The sequence below is a fragment of the Bradyrhizobium sp. SRL28 genome (genome assembly GCF_018596315.1).
Classification (GTDB): domain Bacteria; phylum Pseudomonadota; class Alphaproteobacteria; order Rhizobiales; family Xanthobacteraceae; genus Bradyrhizobium.
Genome location: NZ_JAHEAG010000046.1, coordinates 1 through 15,022, shown reverse-complemented (window position 1 = coordinate 15,022; position 15,022 = coordinate 1). Strand labels below are relative to the sequence as shown.

The 15,022-nt window shown below is 60.6% G+C and carries 15 protein-coding genes and 1 pseudogene; 5 read left to right on the top strand and 11 right to left on the bottom strand.

Translation table 11 applies throughout. The features are described from left to right. A complete protein-coding gene (locus KIP88_RS39410) occupies positions 1-1,227 on the top strand; it encodes an MFS transporter (RefSeq protein WP_214493534.1) in 1,227 nt (408 codons plus the stop codon). 133 nt (positions 1,228-1,360) lie between these two features. Then, complete coding sequence (locus KIP88_RS39405; RefSeq protein WP_214493533.1) at positions 1,361-1,603, top strand: pentapeptide MXKDX repeat protein; 243 nt, start codon at positions 1,361-1,363, stop codon at positions 1,601-1,603. A gap of 41 nt (positions 1,604-1,644) precedes the next feature. On the opposite strand, the gene KIP88_RS39400 is transcribed toward KIP88_RS39405, so the two are convergent. Then, positions 1,645-1,947 carry a DUF2798 domain-containing protein gene (locus KIP88_RS39400; RefSeq protein ID WP_308163746.1) on the bottom strand — a complete coding sequence of 101 codons (303 nt, stop codon included), beginning with the start codon at positions 1,945-1,947 and terminating at the stop codon, positions 1,645-1,647. Between the two features lie 121 nt (positions 1,948-2,068). Continuing rightward, a complete protein-coding gene (locus tag KIP88_RS39395) occupies positions 2,069-3,289 on the bottom strand; it encodes a citrate transporter (protein ID WP_374226568.1) in 1,221 nt (406 codons plus the stop codon). Between KIP88_RS39395 and KIP88_RS48690 the strand changes: the two genes are divergently transcribed. Together KIP88_RS48690 and KIP88_RS47090 are read left to right on the top strand one after the other, a co-directional pair. Further along, positions 3,272-3,832 carry a hypothetical protein gene (locus KIP88_RS48690; protein WP_374226567.1) on the top strand — a complete coding sequence of 187 codons (561 nt, stop codon included), beginning with the start codon at positions 3,272-3,274 and terminating at the stop codon, positions 3,830-3,832. The genes KIP88_RS39395 and KIP88_RS48690 overlap by 18 nt on opposite strands. A 239-nt stretch (positions 3,833-4,071) precedes the next feature. After that, a pseudogene (locus tag KIP88_RS47090) lies at positions 4,072-4,231 on the top strand (integrase); the annotation flags it as partial. Positions 4,232-4,364: 133 nt separating this feature from the next. On the opposite strand, the gene KIP88_RS39390 reads toward KIP88_RS47090, so the two are convergent. From KIP88_RS39390 to KIP88_RS39365, 6 genes are all read right to left on the bottom strand, one after another. After that, on the bottom strand, positions 4,365-5,741 hold the full coding sequence (locus KIP88_RS39390; protein WP_214493532.1) for a DUF4403 family protein: 1,377 nt from the start codon (positions 5,739-5,741) through the stop codon (positions 4,365-4,367). Positions 5,742-5,857: 116 nt separating this feature from the next. Beyond that, complete coding sequence (locus tag KIP88_RS39385; protein WP_214493531.1) at positions 5,858-7,060, bottom strand: DUF3300 domain-containing protein; 1,203 nt, start codon at positions 7,058-7,060, stop codon at positions 5,858-5,860. A gap of 80 nt (positions 7,061-7,140) precedes the next feature. Further along, positions 7,141-7,419, bottom strand: coding sequence for a hypothetical protein (locus KIP88_RS39380; protein ID WP_214493530.1), 279 nt, complete (start codon positions 7,417-7,419; stop codon positions 7,141-7,143). A 250-nt stretch (positions 7,420-7,669) separates the two neighbouring features. Next, positions 7,670-8,677 carry a phosphatidylserine/phosphatidylglycerophosphate/cardiolipin synthase family protein gene (locus KIP88_RS39375; protein WP_214493529.1) on the bottom strand — a complete coding sequence of 336 codons (1,008 nt, stop codon included), beginning with the start codon at positions 8,675-8,677 and terminating at the stop codon, positions 7,670-7,672. 30 nt (positions 8,678-8,707) lie between these two features. Beyond that, a complete protein-coding gene (locus tag KIP88_RS39370) occupies positions 8,708-10,495 on the bottom strand; it encodes an ABC transporter ATP-binding protein (protein ID WP_214493528.1) in 1,788 nt (595 codons plus the stop codon). Between the two features lie 7 nt (positions 10,496-10,502). Next, positions 10,503-11,723: an alpha/beta fold hydrolase gene (locus KIP88_RS39365; RefSeq protein WP_214493527.1), complete on the bottom strand. Its 1,221-nt coding sequence runs from the start codon at positions 11,721-11,723 to the stop codon at positions 10,503-10,505. Positions 11,724-11,850: 127 nt separating this feature from the next. Here KIP88_RS39365 and KIP88_RS48310 point away from each other — a divergent pair, with 127 nt between their 5' ends. After that, entirely contained in the window at positions 11,851-12,039 is a 189-nt protein-coding gene (locus KIP88_RS48310; RefSeq protein ID WP_214493526.1) for a hypothetical protein, read from the top strand. Positions 12,040-12,186: 147 nt separating this feature from the next. On the opposite strand, the gene KIP88_RS39355 is transcribed toward KIP88_RS48310, so the two are convergent. From KIP88_RS39355 to KIP88_RS39345, 3 genes are all read right to left on the bottom strand, one after another. Then, positions 12,187-12,516: a hypothetical protein gene (locus KIP88_RS39355; RefSeq protein ID WP_214493525.1), complete on the bottom strand. Its 330-nt coding sequence runs from the start codon at positions 12,514-12,516 to the stop codon at positions 12,187-12,189. A gap of 93 nt (positions 12,517-12,609) precedes the next feature. Next, positions 12,610-12,927, bottom strand: coding sequence for a GCG_CRPN prefix-to-repeats domain-containing protein (locus KIP88_RS39350; RefSeq protein ID WP_249791363.1), 318 nt, complete (start codon positions 12,925-12,927; stop codon positions 12,610-12,612). A gap of 72 nt (positions 12,928-12,999) precedes the next feature. Continuing rightward, the coding region (locus tag KIP88_RS39345; protein WP_214493524.1) for a DUF4387 family protein at positions 13,000-15,022 on the bottom strand (2,023 nt) is incomplete at its 5' end.

The window sequence follows — 15,022 nt, the reverse complement described above, 5'->3', positions numbered from 1 at the left end:
ATGACCGAACTATCCGCGCCGATGAAAGCGCAAGCGATGGATATGCACGGTCACTCTCCGGGCATGGTGCTGCGATCCCTGATTATCGGCCTCACGGCGTTTCTCACCGTGGTCGACCTGTTCGCGACGCAGGCGATCCTGCCCTCCCTGACGCGGCACTACAACGTAACCCCGGCCGCGATGGGCTTTGCGGTCAATGCCAGCACCATGGGCATGGCGGTCGCAGGGCTCGTAGTGGGCTTCCTCAGCCCGCATATCGACCGCCGGCTTGGTATTCTCCTCAGTCTGGTGCTGCTCGCGATCCCCACCACGCTGCTCGCCAGCGCACCAGACCTCACGACCTTTACGGTTCTTCGCGTGCTGCAGGGCCTGTGCATGGCGTCGGCCTTTGCCTTGACGCTGGCGTATCTCGGCGAGCAGTGCAGCTCGATGGACGCCGGCGGGGCGTTTGCGGCCTATATTACCGGCAACGTCGCCAGCAACCTGATCGGACGGCTCGTCTCGGCCGCGGTCGTCGACACGCTCGGGCTGGCGTCGAACTTCTATTTCTTTGCGATGCTGAACCTGGCCGGCGCGGTACTCGTGTACTTCTCGATTTCGCGCGTCAAGCCGATGCACGCGATGCCCACGACGCAATCCCCGTTTGCGGCGACCGTTGCCCATTGGCAGAATCCGTCGCTGCGCGCCGCCTTTGCGATCGGCTTCTGCATCCTGTTCGCCTTCATAGGCACCTTTACGTTCGTGAATTTCGTTCTGGTGCGCCCGCCATTGTCGCTCGGGCGGATGGAACTGGGCTTCGTCTATTTTGTCTTCGCGCCTTCCGTGGTCACGACGCTGTTCGCGGGCAAGGCGGTGGCGCGGTTGGGGACACGGCCGGTAATATGGGCTGCGCTCGCGGTTGCCGCTGTTGGATTACCTTTGATGTTGTCCTCGCATCTTCCGCACGTCCTCACCGGCATGGTGCTGGTCGGCATCGGAACTTTCTTCGCACAGGCGTCCGCGACCGGCTTTGTCGGCCAGGCCGCCAGCGGTAATCGCGGCATCGCCAGCGGAACCTACCTCGCCTGTTATTTCCTAGGCGGAATGGTCGGCAGCGCCGCGCTCGGTCAATTGTTCGACCGCTTTGGCTGGGCGACCTGTGTCGCCGGTGTCGGCGCATCGCTGACGATTGCGACGTGGCTTACCGTGCAACTCAAACTTCCAACAACAGAGGAGAGACGCCAATGATGCCGGCAAAGACGGCGGATTGATCACAGCGATTTGTTCATCACCATTCGATCGCTGTTCGTAACGAAGGCCGATCGATCGACGTAATCGAAAAAGCGGTTGACCGCTAACAAGCACACAGAGGATACTGATCATGACGAAGAATTTACGCACCTTGCTCTCGATTTCCGCTCTCGCGCTTTCGGTCGGTCTCGCCTCCGCGCCTACAGCTTACGCGCAGGACAAGATGAGCAAGGACGGGATGAGCAACAGCATGGCCAAGGATGCCATGTCCAAGGACGGCATGAAGAAGGACGACGCGATGTCCAAGGACGGAATGAAGAAGCACGACGCCATGGCGAAAGACGGTATGGCGAAGGACGGCATGAAGAAGTAAGCCGTCAGGAAATGGCAGGCTCGACTTACAAAGCGAGCCTGCTATTCTTCTCTGGTCAAGGCGAAACTCAGACGCCGAATTGCCGGCGCAGCAAACAACACGACGGGCAGCATCAAAAGCCAGGAAACTAGCCAAGAGTGCAGCCAATTCAGCATGAACGCACCCGATGCGATAAGGGGAAAGCTGGCGATCCCAGCCGCAATAGCGCAAGTAAGACCAGACTGAATAAATCCAAAGACAAAGTGGCTGAACCGGCGCGGAATTCCTAGCATGCTGACCTCGACAAGCGATGACCACTCTCCGAAAGCAAGGGGCATGCCTACCTGCGGCGTCGCGATAGTCATCCTGATTTTTAGGCCAGCCCTTACTTGAAAACCCGGTGCACCACCCTCGTCCCCATGCCGAGCGTTCGGCCAATCTTGAGGACGCCGTCGCCAGCGGCCTTCAGTTCGCGAATGCGCGCCTTTACGGCGGTGTCAACCGGGCGCCGGCCGAGCTTCGTCCCGTTTCGCTCTCGAACGCGCCAGCCCGGCGTTGACCCTCTCTCGAATGATGCTCCTCGCGGCAAAAACTCCCAACATCTGGGTGTAGACGCGCTTCCGATCTCAGGCCGGATGCGGTTTGATAATTCACATCCACCGCAACACGCTTGTGTGGAGGGTCAGAATTCCAACCAACAATCGCGAACATCACGAAGAAGCCCACGATATACGCCACCACGACAAACCAGCCGTGCCGCAGCCACAGGCCGACCGACCTGACCTCCGGATACATATTGGAGATCGCAACCCCAGCAGACGAGCCGAACCAGATCATCGAACCGCCGAAGCCCACGGTATAAGCAAGGAAACCCCAATCGTAGCCGCCCTGCTTGAGGGCAAGCGCCGTCAGCGGGATGTTGTCGAACACCGAGGACAAGAAGCCGAGCCCCAGCGCCGTTTGCCACGAGGCGACAGGCAATTCCTCGACCGGCATAAAGGACGCATTGGTGACAAGGGCCAGAAGGAAGACCGTGCCCTTGAACGTTTCCGGCATGATCGCCCAATCCGGCCGACGCAGCGGCGCGGCCGCGAGAATGACGGTCCACACCGCAAGTCCGATCACGGGAACGGCATCGAGCACCGCCGGAAATTTTAAGTTGGCGGTGACGTTGGCCGTAACAGCGACGATCAGGATCGCAGCGACAATACCCACATAGGTCCAATCGACGTGCAGGCCACGCTGCGCATCCTTCTCTATTGGGGAATGGCGGTGTTGTACCAATGAGGCCGGTATCCCGTAGATCAGGAAACCGGCGACGGATGCGACGTAGGCTTCGACGACACGCAGCGGGCTGATGCCGTCAATCCACATCATGGTGGTAGTGGTATCGCCGACGACGCTGCCGGCGCCGCCGGCATTGGCGGCCGCAACGATGGCGGCAAGGTAACCGATATGGACTTTGCCCCTGAACACATGCCGCGCCATGGTGCCGCCGATCAGGGCCGCGGCAATGTTGTCGAGGAAAGCCGACATCACGAACACAACAGCAAGCAGAACCAGGCTGCCGTTCCAGCCGTCTGGCAGCAACGCAGGCATCGCGTCGGGGATTCGGCTGTTCTCGAAATGCCGCGACAGGATGGCGAAACCCTTCAGCAGCAGAAACAAATTGGCGAGAACGACCCATTCATGGTGAAGCTGGAGCATCAGGCCGCTCAGGCCCGCGCCCTGTCGGAAGCCGGTGAAGACGAGCTTGTAAAGTGTAACGGCCACGAGCCCCGTCAATGCCACCTCAAGCGTCTTGTGGTGGAATACAGCCACACCCAGCAGCGTCAGGCCGAACAGAATGAAATCAACCGGAATGCCGAACAGAGTGACGGGCTGAGCCGAATACGGGACAGTTGTGGATGCTGCGGCGGCTGGATTTGCGAACAGGACGGCTGGGAGGGCTATCGCGGCTGCAAGAAGCAGCAGGGGCACATTCACGGCCCGCCCGGTGACGGATCGGGCAAAGAGGAATTCTTCGTCGGATCTTCGACGGGTCATTGGGCGCACGCTTTCCGCGTGGCGGCCCGACCATCGCTTGACCTGTCACTGCCACATGGCAGCGAGCACCCGACCATCGTTCTACACGCCAACCGAAAGAAAGCAATGTGTGCCAGAGGGCTGATGTCGCTCTGGGTCAAAAAACGATTTCTGCCCGCCGGTGTGGCACGTCCGTTCTATCCCCAGGAACTGACATACCCGTGAACGGCAGCTTTGCGCCAGAAGCGGCCCTTCAGCGAGGGTCGCTTGTGGTAGCTTTGAGGGGCAAATCGACCGGTTGAGCTGGCAGGAGAAGGCTGGAAACGGCGCTTACTTAATGAGCGACGAACCATCTATACGAACACCAGACGGCCACACGCGGACGGTCGAAGGCATCTACGCCACGAGCGCGATACCGACCCTTCCATGGGATGGGTCATCACGATCTCTGGCTCGGCGGGTAATCAATGCGGCGTACGAAGGCCGCCCAGATCTATCGCAAGACCGGCAACTTGCGCCCAGTGCAACTGCTCCTCGGCCACACGAAGCTGGAAAAGCACTGTCCGTTATCTCGGAATCAAGGTCGATGACGCCCTCAATATCGCGGAGCGGATAGTTCTGTAATCCACTCCCAATACGAATTGACGGCCTCAGCACGACCGAGAACATATCCGAAAGCATCGAAGCGGTACTTTTTTGATTGAGAACCGCTTCGATTAACGAAGGAACGTCTACTCCGAACAGCGTTCGTTCAGTCTTACATTCCGTACAGGATTTTCAATTCACCGCCGGCACGAACCGCGATGACGATGCCTTCGCCGGAAAGATATGTCTTTTCAAGCTTAGCCGACGAAAGGTGACCCACCATGCGGAAACCATCCTGCAGCGGTCGGGTGAGCTTCTCGTTGGCCGCGTTGAGCAGGTTTCCGTAGGCGACGCCATAATCGACGTTCAACCTGTCGCGTAGCTGCGCCACGAACGGATCGATAATGGCCGCCGAACCCTCGTCGGCCGTGACGACACCAAGGTCGGAAAAGCGAACGGTGTGGCCATCGGTATCGACCTGAAGCGCGCCGGTGAGATATACCCACTGTCCCGCATTCGGATCGGTATCGGATGCCTTGGCAATCCGCAGTCCGACGACGAGTTTCCCCGACGACGGATAGACCTCGACATCTCGGACCGACATACCGGCCGCAGGCGCCACGGCCGCCAGCGCTTGCGTGATCTTGTCTTTCATGACGTCATACCCGATGCGGATTGGCAGAATGACGTCAAATTCGCCGGGCGCGCTGACGTCGTGGCCTAGCGACGGCAAAGCCGTTGCCGTCACGGCCGGCGGGTGCTGGCCGACGAACGTTTGGGCTGAACCGGAGAGCTCGAGCGAACCACTCAGTACCCTGGCGCCGGCCCCGACGCCGGCGAACGCCGCGCTTTGCGGCGTCAGCTGTAGCCAGACTTCCGGGTTGGCCGAAAGTTCAACCGGCTCGAAGGCATGCCGCCAGGCGGTCGCAGCCTTGCCGTGCAAGTCGAGGCGCCTGGCCGCCACGAGCGCGCGCTCCCGGACATGGGCGAGTTGGGCCCGGATCCGGGGCTCGGCATAGTTCGCGAGCGGAATTTCGCGGCCGAGAACATGCAGAACCGGCGGCTCGTTCCAGTGAAAGCTGTCGCTGAAATTCAGGTCGAGTGACCAGTCGCGCGTCAATTGCGGTCGTGCTTCGGCCTCGATGGTGGCGCTGGCCTCGGTTTCGCCGTGGATACGGGCAGTGAAGCGATTGGCGCCCTGCCCTTCCAGGGAGCCATAGATTGGCACCGAGCCATAAACTCGTCCGTCGCGGCCGTAGAGCGAAACCGGTCCGGATCGCACGACCGAGCCATAGATGTCACAATTGGCATTCACCCGGAAGAAGAGCACCCGCCGGTGCACGCAGCTGACGCGCTCGTCGATCGACGCGAGCTGGCGCGGAATATCCGCCTCGATATCGGACGCCAGAGCGCCCAAACCGAATTCAATGGTGGCTGAAATCCGGGAGTCCGTGGTGAAAGGCGCCGCCACGTCGGGGGCGATGGGCGGCTTTTCCGCCGCGAATGAAGCCGATGAGAAGCCGATCAGACCAAGGGCCGCGAGACTCATGCGGGCCGACCTCATCAACGCGGCGCGCGGACGATATTTAGGAGCTGGAATGGTGTTCATGATACTTACCTCAATCTGTTGTTGGCCTGTCAGAGCCACTTTGTTGGAAAGCTTTTTCAGAAACGATCCCGGCCACGGACCGGGCCATGAAACCCGCCCTCGAGGGCGCGCGAGTCAGGGCGGAAATCGGAACGCATTTCCCGCGGACCTGCGTCGCCGCGCGGTGCGAATTCACGAAGTCCCTGCGACACACGTTCTCGCTCCACCGGATTGAATTCACGATCCGGTTCGTGAGGGACGTCGCGCGCCGGCTTCGTGTCAGCATCGCCACGTGTTTGCTCGGGCCCGTGAAACTCGCCGGGATGCTGGACATCGATCCGATCTTTCAAGGCATCGCGAGCGACTGTCTCGTTGACCCCGCCAAAGCGGCTCGTCATGTTGGCGTTGCGATAGGGAACGCCCTGACGATGCGCCGGGTCGTGGACCCAGGTATGGTTGGCGACGCTGATGCTGGCATGGTTGAAAATATTATAACGGTTGACGTTGATGACGACGTTATGATGCCACCAGTCGCATTCTCCCCAAATGGCCGCACCGACCGCCACACCGGCCGCGAACGAGACGACGTTACTGGCGACGAAGCCGGGCGGCGACCAGTAGAATGGCGGGTAGGCCGGGTAGTCCCAGGCACCATGTGCGACGGCAGGATCGTAAACGGGCACGTAGTAAACGTCCGGATTTGCCGGCTCGATGACGATAGGCCGAGGCACGTCCGCATATGCGAGCTCGCTCGGAACTGGCGCTGTCGTCACGGTCTGCTGCGGCGACGACTGCAAATTCCCGGCTACCTGCGCTTCGGCACGCAGCCTTTGGACGGCGGCCAGGACATCCGGTTGCTGCGTCAGGAAGGCATCGCCAAGCTGCTGCGTCCAGTCGAGCTTTTCGCTCATCATCTGCAACGTTTGCGGCACCGCCGTGAGCGACTTGACGCTCGGATCCCATGATTGGACCTGCATCGCCTGGCTAAGCGCATTGCCTGTCAGCGTCGGATTATCGTGCGACCATCGCGCCGCCTCGACGACTTCCAACGGATAAGTCGAAGCCATCAGGACCTGGGTCAGAAGAGAATCGGGATAGAGCGCGATCGGCGCCACCAGTTGTTCGACCTGTCCTTCGGGAAGCTTGTCCTGGGTCGACGATTGGGTCTGCGCGGCCGCCTCTTGACCTCGGGCCGGCGTCAACGCCACGCTCCAAATCAACAGGAGCGGGATAGCTGATGCAGCAAGCCAGCGTGCGGCCTTCGTGGTGCTCTGTGTCATTTTCAAATCTTTCATCGATTGCCTGTGTCGCCCATCGCCATCGGGGCGTCCCCGGGGCCCAATGGCGATCGCGCGATTGTTCAGGGGCAAATGCGCTGGTTGTTCCGCCAATAGCAGACGGCACCACGGCGATAGGCGTAGACGTTGCCATAGCGTCCGACGGCGACGGCGCCGTTACGATTAAAACCGATCGCGCCGCGAGGCCCCATGCAGCCGGCTCCCCATGCGCTCCTGCTGCAGGAAAACGCATTGGCGTCGGACACGTTCGTAACGGCGCCGAGCAAGGCGGCAAGCGCAACCGCGGCAAGCGTCGTACGCGTCCGCCCGGATGTGATCAGGAAACGAGTCATAGTCTTCATGCTTGAATTCCTCTGTCTTGATTTTGAATTTCACGGGTACGCCAAATGGCGTCCCGCTCGCGCAGACAAATGAGCCATCAAACTGCGAAAAACAAATACTCCTTCGATATGCAGGTATCGGCGCGCCTTATGGGCTCACGCGATCGTCAACTTCGGCAGCGGGAGCGAAATCAGGCTGCCGCAACCTGCGCGGAGGCGGCACGCCGAACATGGCATGAATAGCGAAACGCCAATTCGATCGGCGCCAGCGTTAGATCAGTTGACTCGTTGCATCGTGGCGATCCAGCGCCAATCGACTGAGGTCTTCGACACCGTGGCCTTCCAGATCAACCTGAACGGCGTGGTCAGACAACGGAAGCTTGCGGGAGTGTTTCCAGTCGTGCTCTGCGATTCGGATCAGCCGCTTCACGACGTGATCCGAATCGGCCTCGATCGCAAGTTCACGCCTGTCGTCGAAACTTCCGGGACTGAGATTGATCGAGCCGACAATCGCGCGCTCATTGTCTGCAATCATGATCTTGCCGTGAAGCTTGAGGCCCTTGAGCGTGCGGACTTTTGCCCCTACGTCGTGCACAATACGCAGTCCGCTCACGCCCTCGAACAGTTTCTTTCTTTTGAGCTTGTGCAGGGGCCGCGCCATGATGCGGACGTGAACACCGCGGTTGACGGCACGCACCAGCCGCTCGATGATGACCATGTCCTGGTATCTCTCGTTTTGAAGCCAGAGCGACTCCCTTGCTCCATCGATGAAGGCGGCGATGCGTTGCCGACCGTTATTGGGACACCAGATCAAGCCCGAGTCCGGGCTCGGCTCGAATGGCTGTTGGTTCCAGTCGGCATCGAAACACCGGACCATCTCCGCTACTTCGGCGCTCCTCGTCGTTGCGACCGCATAGTCGCGGGTCTCGGTCAGATCTCGCGTTTCCCAATTTAGCGATTCGACAAATCCGGTCTTGTCGTCGATCACCATCGATTTCTGGTGTGTGACCGCGAATTCCGCGCTGCTGTCGCGCACAGCGATGCCGGCCGCCAGCAGCCTGCTCCGCGCCTCGGCGTTTTCGCTGGTTCCGTCACGCCTGGCCGGATTCAACATGACGCGAACCTTGACGCCGCGGCGTCTGGCCTCGATCACCGTATTGATCAGTAGCGGATCGGTGAACAGGAACATGCGGATGTTCAGCGACTGCCTGGCAGCATTGATGGGGTCGATAATTGCATTTGCCGTGTCGTCGGGAAGAACGATGAGCCTGTGCGACATGATCTTTTTGTCCTTGAATTTGTGCGAGCGTCACGCTGCGTTGGCGGCGTAAGCCGAATGTTGAACGCGATTGAGCTCGGCGAATGCGCCGTCGCAGGCGATCAGGCCGTCATAAGTGCCCTCCTCCACGACCGCGCCGTCCCTGAGAACGATAATCTTGTCCGCGCCGATCAGGGTGTTGAGGCGGTGCGCGATCATGATGACCGTTCGCCCCTTCATCAGGCGACGCAAGGCCTCGATCACCAGATGTTCGGACTCCGTGTCCAGTGCCGCCGTCGGTTCGTCCAGCACCAGGATCGGGCTATTGCGAATGACTGCGCGCGCGATCGCGATCCGCTGGCGTTGGCCGCCGGACAGCGTGTTGCCGTGCTCGCCCACGACCGCATCGTAGCCGAGCGGCATGCGGCTGATGAACTCATCGGCATTGGCAACCCGCGCGGCGGCGACGATTTCGTCCTCGGTTGCCTCCGGCCGGCCATAGGCGATGTTGTCCCCGATCGTGCCGGGGAACAACATCGTGTCCTGCAATACGAAGCCGATCTGGGACCGCAACGCCGCCAGCTTGTAATCGGCGACGTCGACACCGTCGATCCGGACGTGCCCGAACATCGGATCGTAGAAGCGCGGAAGCAGGCTCAGTACGGTGGATTTTCCGGAACCCGTCGGCCCGACGATGCCGACGACCTGACCCGGCTCGATGGTGAAAGAGACTTCATGCAACACGTGCTGATCGACGCCATAGCCGAACGTGACACGGTCGAACGTGACTGCGCCACGGACCCTTCCGGGATCGACCGGATCGGCACGTTCCTTGATCACCTCGTCGGCTGAAAGGATGGTCTGGATTCGCTCCAGCGCCACCGTCGTTTGCGCGACGGTGCTTGTCATGCTGGCGAGATCCTTTACCGGTTTGAAGAACTGCTTGAGATAGGCCAGGTAAACGGTCAGCGCGCCCGCCGTCATCGTTCCGGCAACGATCAACGACGTGCCCTGCCAGAGCACGACGGCCGTGCAAATCGCCACCACGATACTGACAACAGGCGACATCAGCGATTTTATCAGTCGCGCTCGCAACGCAGCGTCAACCGTCGCGTGACTGGCCGCCTCCAGGTGCGCCATTTCGAGGTCCTGCCGTCCGAATGCCTTGGTAACCCGGATCGATCCAATCCCGCGTTGGACGATCGACAGCAGATCACTTTGCCTGGCCCTGACCACGCGCGTCGTCTGTTTTACGGCCTTCTTGAGATGGAAGACGAACACCAGCAGGACCGGTGTAAAGGCAACCGCAATGAGGGTGAAATCCCATTCGAGCCAGAACATCAATCCCACCATGAAGACGATGGTGATCAGATCGATCACGATATCGAGCGTGGAGGACGACGCGAAACTCTGAATGGTGGCGACGTCGGTGGTGATGGTCGAAACCAGCACGCCGGTCCTGGCGTGATCGTAGTAGCGCAGCGAGAGCCGGTGCAAATGGTCGTAGATTCGAAGCCGCAAATCATTGGCGACCCACTGACCCACGCTTGTCGTATAGTAATTGTCGATATAACTTGCGATCGCGCCCATGACCGCGATCGCGAGCGTGGCGGCGCCTGCGAATAGCGCCACACCGAGGGTGTGCTTGCCGAAGCCGCCATATTGGTGCGCCCAGTCCAGCCAATGCGGCAGATGGTGACTGCCGAGTGCGTCATCGATGACGAGTTTCAAAGGCCACGGCGCGGCAAGGCTGGCGCCGATCTCCACCAGCATGGCGGCGAACACGATCGCCAGCCATCCACGATAGGGACGAAGAAGTCCGAACACGAGCCGCGTCATGGTGCACCTATTGAGCCGAAGCCTGCGTCACGCTTCCGCAATCGCTTGGCGCAGGCTGGCCGTTAAAGCGGTCCATCATCCAGGCGACGGCGCTGTCCGCGCTATCTCGGGCGATAAAGCCGTGGCCGACATTGGGGACCCACATGATGCTGACCTTTCCGCCAGCTTTGCATTGCCGCTGCATGTAGGCGCGCGTCACGTCGGGACGGACGATATTGTCCGTCGTTCCCTGAGCCAGAAACAGCGGAACACCGGGGGGCAATGCGCCCGGCGTATTGTGGGCCGCAATCGTCCGCCAGGGCTCCACGGTGGCGATGTTGGGCACCGAGAGGAAGCGCTGCTCCAGTGGCTTCTCGGTCTGGCGACGCGCCATGATGTCGAAAATCGACTCGATGCATTCGTCCGCCAGCCGATCGACCGACGGCATGGCTTCGGGCACAACAACCTTGTCGATCGGCGCACCGAACACCCGTGACCACGACCACAGCGTCATGGCGGTCAGGTTCTTGCCGCCACTGGTCTTGAAGTCGTCGCCCATCAACGTCACCAGCGACGTTGCCGGCGCGGCGGCGGCGACGCCCACCAGGTGGAGTTCCGGCGCGTAGGTTTTGGCGATCAGTCCGGTATACAACGAGGCCTGTCCACCTTGCGAATGGCCCCAGACTGCAAATTCGCTACCGCCGCCGGCGCCAGCGATGTTTCGCGCGGCGCGCACGGAATCAATCACCGCCCGCGCTTCACTGTCGCCGACGAGATAAGGATGAGGCCCCGCTGTCCCCAACCCCGGATAATCCGTCGCCGCGACAATGGCCCCCTGCTCGATCAACTGGCGCAGGCCGGCCATCTGCTGGAAGACGAATATGGCAAGCGAAGGCGCGCAGTGCGGGACGACGCCCGTCGTCGGATGCGCCCATGCGACGATCGGCCTGCCGGCGGCCGGAGCCGGGCCGGGCGGAATCACGATCACGCCGGATACTGCGATGGGTTCATCATGCATTCCGCTCGAACGGTACAGCACGCGATAGGCCTGCGCGCCGGCCGGCGCAAACATCATCGGCTCGGAGCGGATAATCGTACCGGGCTCGCCGCGTACTTGCGATTCGGAAGCCTGATAGAACGGCGTTTGCGCATTGGCGGCGCCAGCCGAAAAGCCGAAGATCGCGGCGCACAGAAGCACGCCAGCGAAATGGATGGCGCCGGAAGCGCCCTTTATTCTTCGCAAAATCATCGTTGTACCTCACATTGTTACTTGAGTTTGAGGATCGCCAGTCGCGACGAGTTCATTCCGGATACGAGCGAACACGCGGTCGGATCGAGATTCCTTCGGTCGTCGCCGGCTCCGGCGACATGACCTGATGGCAGCCTTGGCTCAGCCGATCCTCATTGCCGCGCAGGCATGCGACGATCTGGCCTACATCGGGAATGTAGCTGCTGCACAACCGGAACACGTCTGGACGGCAAGCATCCTGCTGCGACATCGTGCCTTGCGCGAAGGCGGCGCCGCCGCCAGCGATTGTCGTCATGAGCAAGAAGGCGCCGACTGACTTGATGGAAGTTCGAAACATCTGTTTTCTCCATAGGAATAGCGGGCACGGCCCGCTCTGTTGCGGGTTGTCGTTCAAACATCGGCTTTATGACGAGCGCCACGTCGCGCCCTTACCTGTCTGGAAGCGAGCCGGGTCCGGTTCGCTTCAGATCACCTCGTAGGCAAACAGCGTTGCGACGAGGGTGATGCCGACCAGACCACCCAGAAAGATCACGTCGGCCAGTTGTTCGATCCGGGCGCTGATTTTCGTCCAGTTCGAATAGCGGATTGAAAGGTAGGAAGTTAGCGCGCTAACCAGGAACGTAATGCCCATGATCGCGGCGTACTCATCGACGCGCGTAGGTCCGTGCCTGATCTCGGCAACCTTGATCAGGCCGACCAGCGTCGTGCAAACGCCTATCATTGTCCCCGATACCGGCAGGATATGAGAAGCGAGGCTCTCGCTTCGCGTTCGGATACTCATTCGATTGGACATGACGCGCTCGGACTTCCCGGTTTGGTCTCGGCAGCGAATTCGCGGAGCCTCTTTCATTGCTGACGCGCGGCGCGAACTCGACTGATTCAGCCATTACGTCCAGCTTCCGTTGGGAAGCCGCCCGTGAAACGGCGTGTTGCGGCAATGGCCGTACGGCCCATGCCAATAGCCGGGAGGGCAGCCGTTCCAGCCGCTCGGCTTTAACTTCCATGCGCCGTCAGGCAAACGGCCATAATACGGCGTGTCACGGCAATGACCCCAAGGGCCACGCCACGCTTCGGGACCGCAGCCTCCAGACACCGGAACGACCATCGACTGGTCGACGCTGGTCTCGCGATACTCGGCATTAGCAGGCAATGCGCCGGACAACACGAGCGTGGCCGCAATAGCTAGAACAACAGGCTTTAACATGGCAAATCTCTTCGGTTGGTTTGTGGTTGTGAGGTTGGTTTGTGGTTGTGAGGTTGGGGGTCGTGGGGTGCGCTAGAAAGACGATGCCTTCGCGAGCGCGGCGGAATAAATCGGTACACTCATCCGTTCAATCGCGACCTGCTGCTGTGCGCCGAACACATCGCGCTCGTTCATCGAAGCCGAGATGTTCGGACGGTCGATTGAAATCTTGATCGCATTGCAGCTGTCGACGAAATAGCTGCCCACCACGCGCTCCGGCGGCACGCCAAGGATCCTCGCGACGTTACAGCGGGTGAATATGTTGGCGTGGAGAGCAGCCTCGTAATTTTCGCCCGACGTGAAGATGATATCGAAGGTTAGACGGTTGATACCGGCATCCTTGCTGCGAATCACAACGGCCATGTCGAGCAACGGGTACGAGCCGATCGGAACCCCCGTCGGCGGATGATCCGCGATAAGCGAAAGCGTCCGGTCGTCGACATTGCCACGATAGTCGCGTTCGCCGATATCGAAGTAACGTGGCCTCTCCGAGCCCTGCTCCGTCCAGTCGGCCCCGTCGGCATCGAAATACGTGATCGGAAACATGGTGTTCTTGATCACGTCCTCGTTCTGTAACAAGTGATAGAGCGACCAGACATAGGCATCCGGAGCATCAAGATTGAGAAGCGAACCGGGTCCAGGCTTGACCAGCTCCTTGATCCGGTCGATCTCTCGCTGGTGACGCTGCTTCAGCCTTTCTGCGTCCTGGTCGACTGTACGGAGCAGCGCGACCGGACGGGTGGCGTCCGCATCTGTAATGGCGAAAGTCGCATTCTGCAGCGCGTCCGGAAATTCATCCGCGATAAGCTTGAGGACAGCGGCCTTGATAGCCGTATAGTTCTCGAAGAATACCGGATCGCGTGTTCCGCTCGGCACAATGGCACCGAAGGTGCCGTCTTCGCGCGAAAAGCAGACGAGATTGGGCGACAGCGGATAGGCGATGTTGCCGGCGGTCGCCTTACGGCCGGGATAGCCGTAGTGAATGAGGTAGTGTGTCAACAGGCTTGCCAGCAGCACCGCCGCTTCGCGGGTCTTACCGGTCGTCTCGACAATGATACCCAATTCGCGCTGCGACGCTTCGACCGGCTCCGGCTGCACGCCGTTGCGGCCATAGACCAGAACGTCCGCCGGTATCTTCGACAGATCGGCCTGATCGAGATGGATCAGCGAGACTTTTCGCGAACCAAGCCGGCGCGATCCTTCGAGCTTGATGCTCCACGGCCACGGCTTTGCGGCATGGACAAAGCGACTGTTGCGGATTCCGGCGCTGCGGCTGTCCCGCGAGAAGAACTGCGTCTTCTCCATGACCAGAATGCCCTCCGGATAGTATTGCAGCTGCGGGTGGCTTTCCTCATAGAGCGAATGTGCGGCGATCGAATACGCCGTGCAGCGGCGCGCGGGATTGGGCGCAGTGAAGATCGCCGAGCCGTCATCATAGACTTCGGCCACCAGACAGTCCGATGGAGAACCGGGGTCGCAGGCCAGCGCCCCGCACTCCAGAACATGGCCGACATGATAGGCCAATCCCGGATCGATATTTCTCCGAATCATGTCGGACGCGAACAGCGCGATGTCGCAGCTTCTGCCGGCAAGGACGTACTGCGTACCGCTTTCCAGCGCCGTGATCAGGGGATGGATTCCCATCTGGCCGACGATGGTGCTCTCGCGCAGCGCATTTTCATTGAGGTCGGGACCGGCGCCGGTCGCGCGCAGCGCTCCGGCACGGAATTCCCTGATGACGATCTCAGGGTCGAGTTCGGACCGGATCACCGCGACCTTGGCACCCTTGATGCCAAGCTCCGCGAACACTTCCTTGGCAATCCCGATCATCCAGTCGAGGTTGCGATCGCCTCCGGCCATGCCGCAGCTTCCGAGAATCACCGGACAGCCGATCCGGGCGCCGGCTTCGACCATATGGCGAAAATCAAGCTTGACCGCTTCGCTCTCGAAATACTCGGTGCCGGTGCCGAGGTAGTAAGGGCCGGCATCCATCGAGCCGCCGTCGCAGATGATGGCGTCGACCTGGCCACGCAGGGCCGCTTCCAGCGACTCCTTC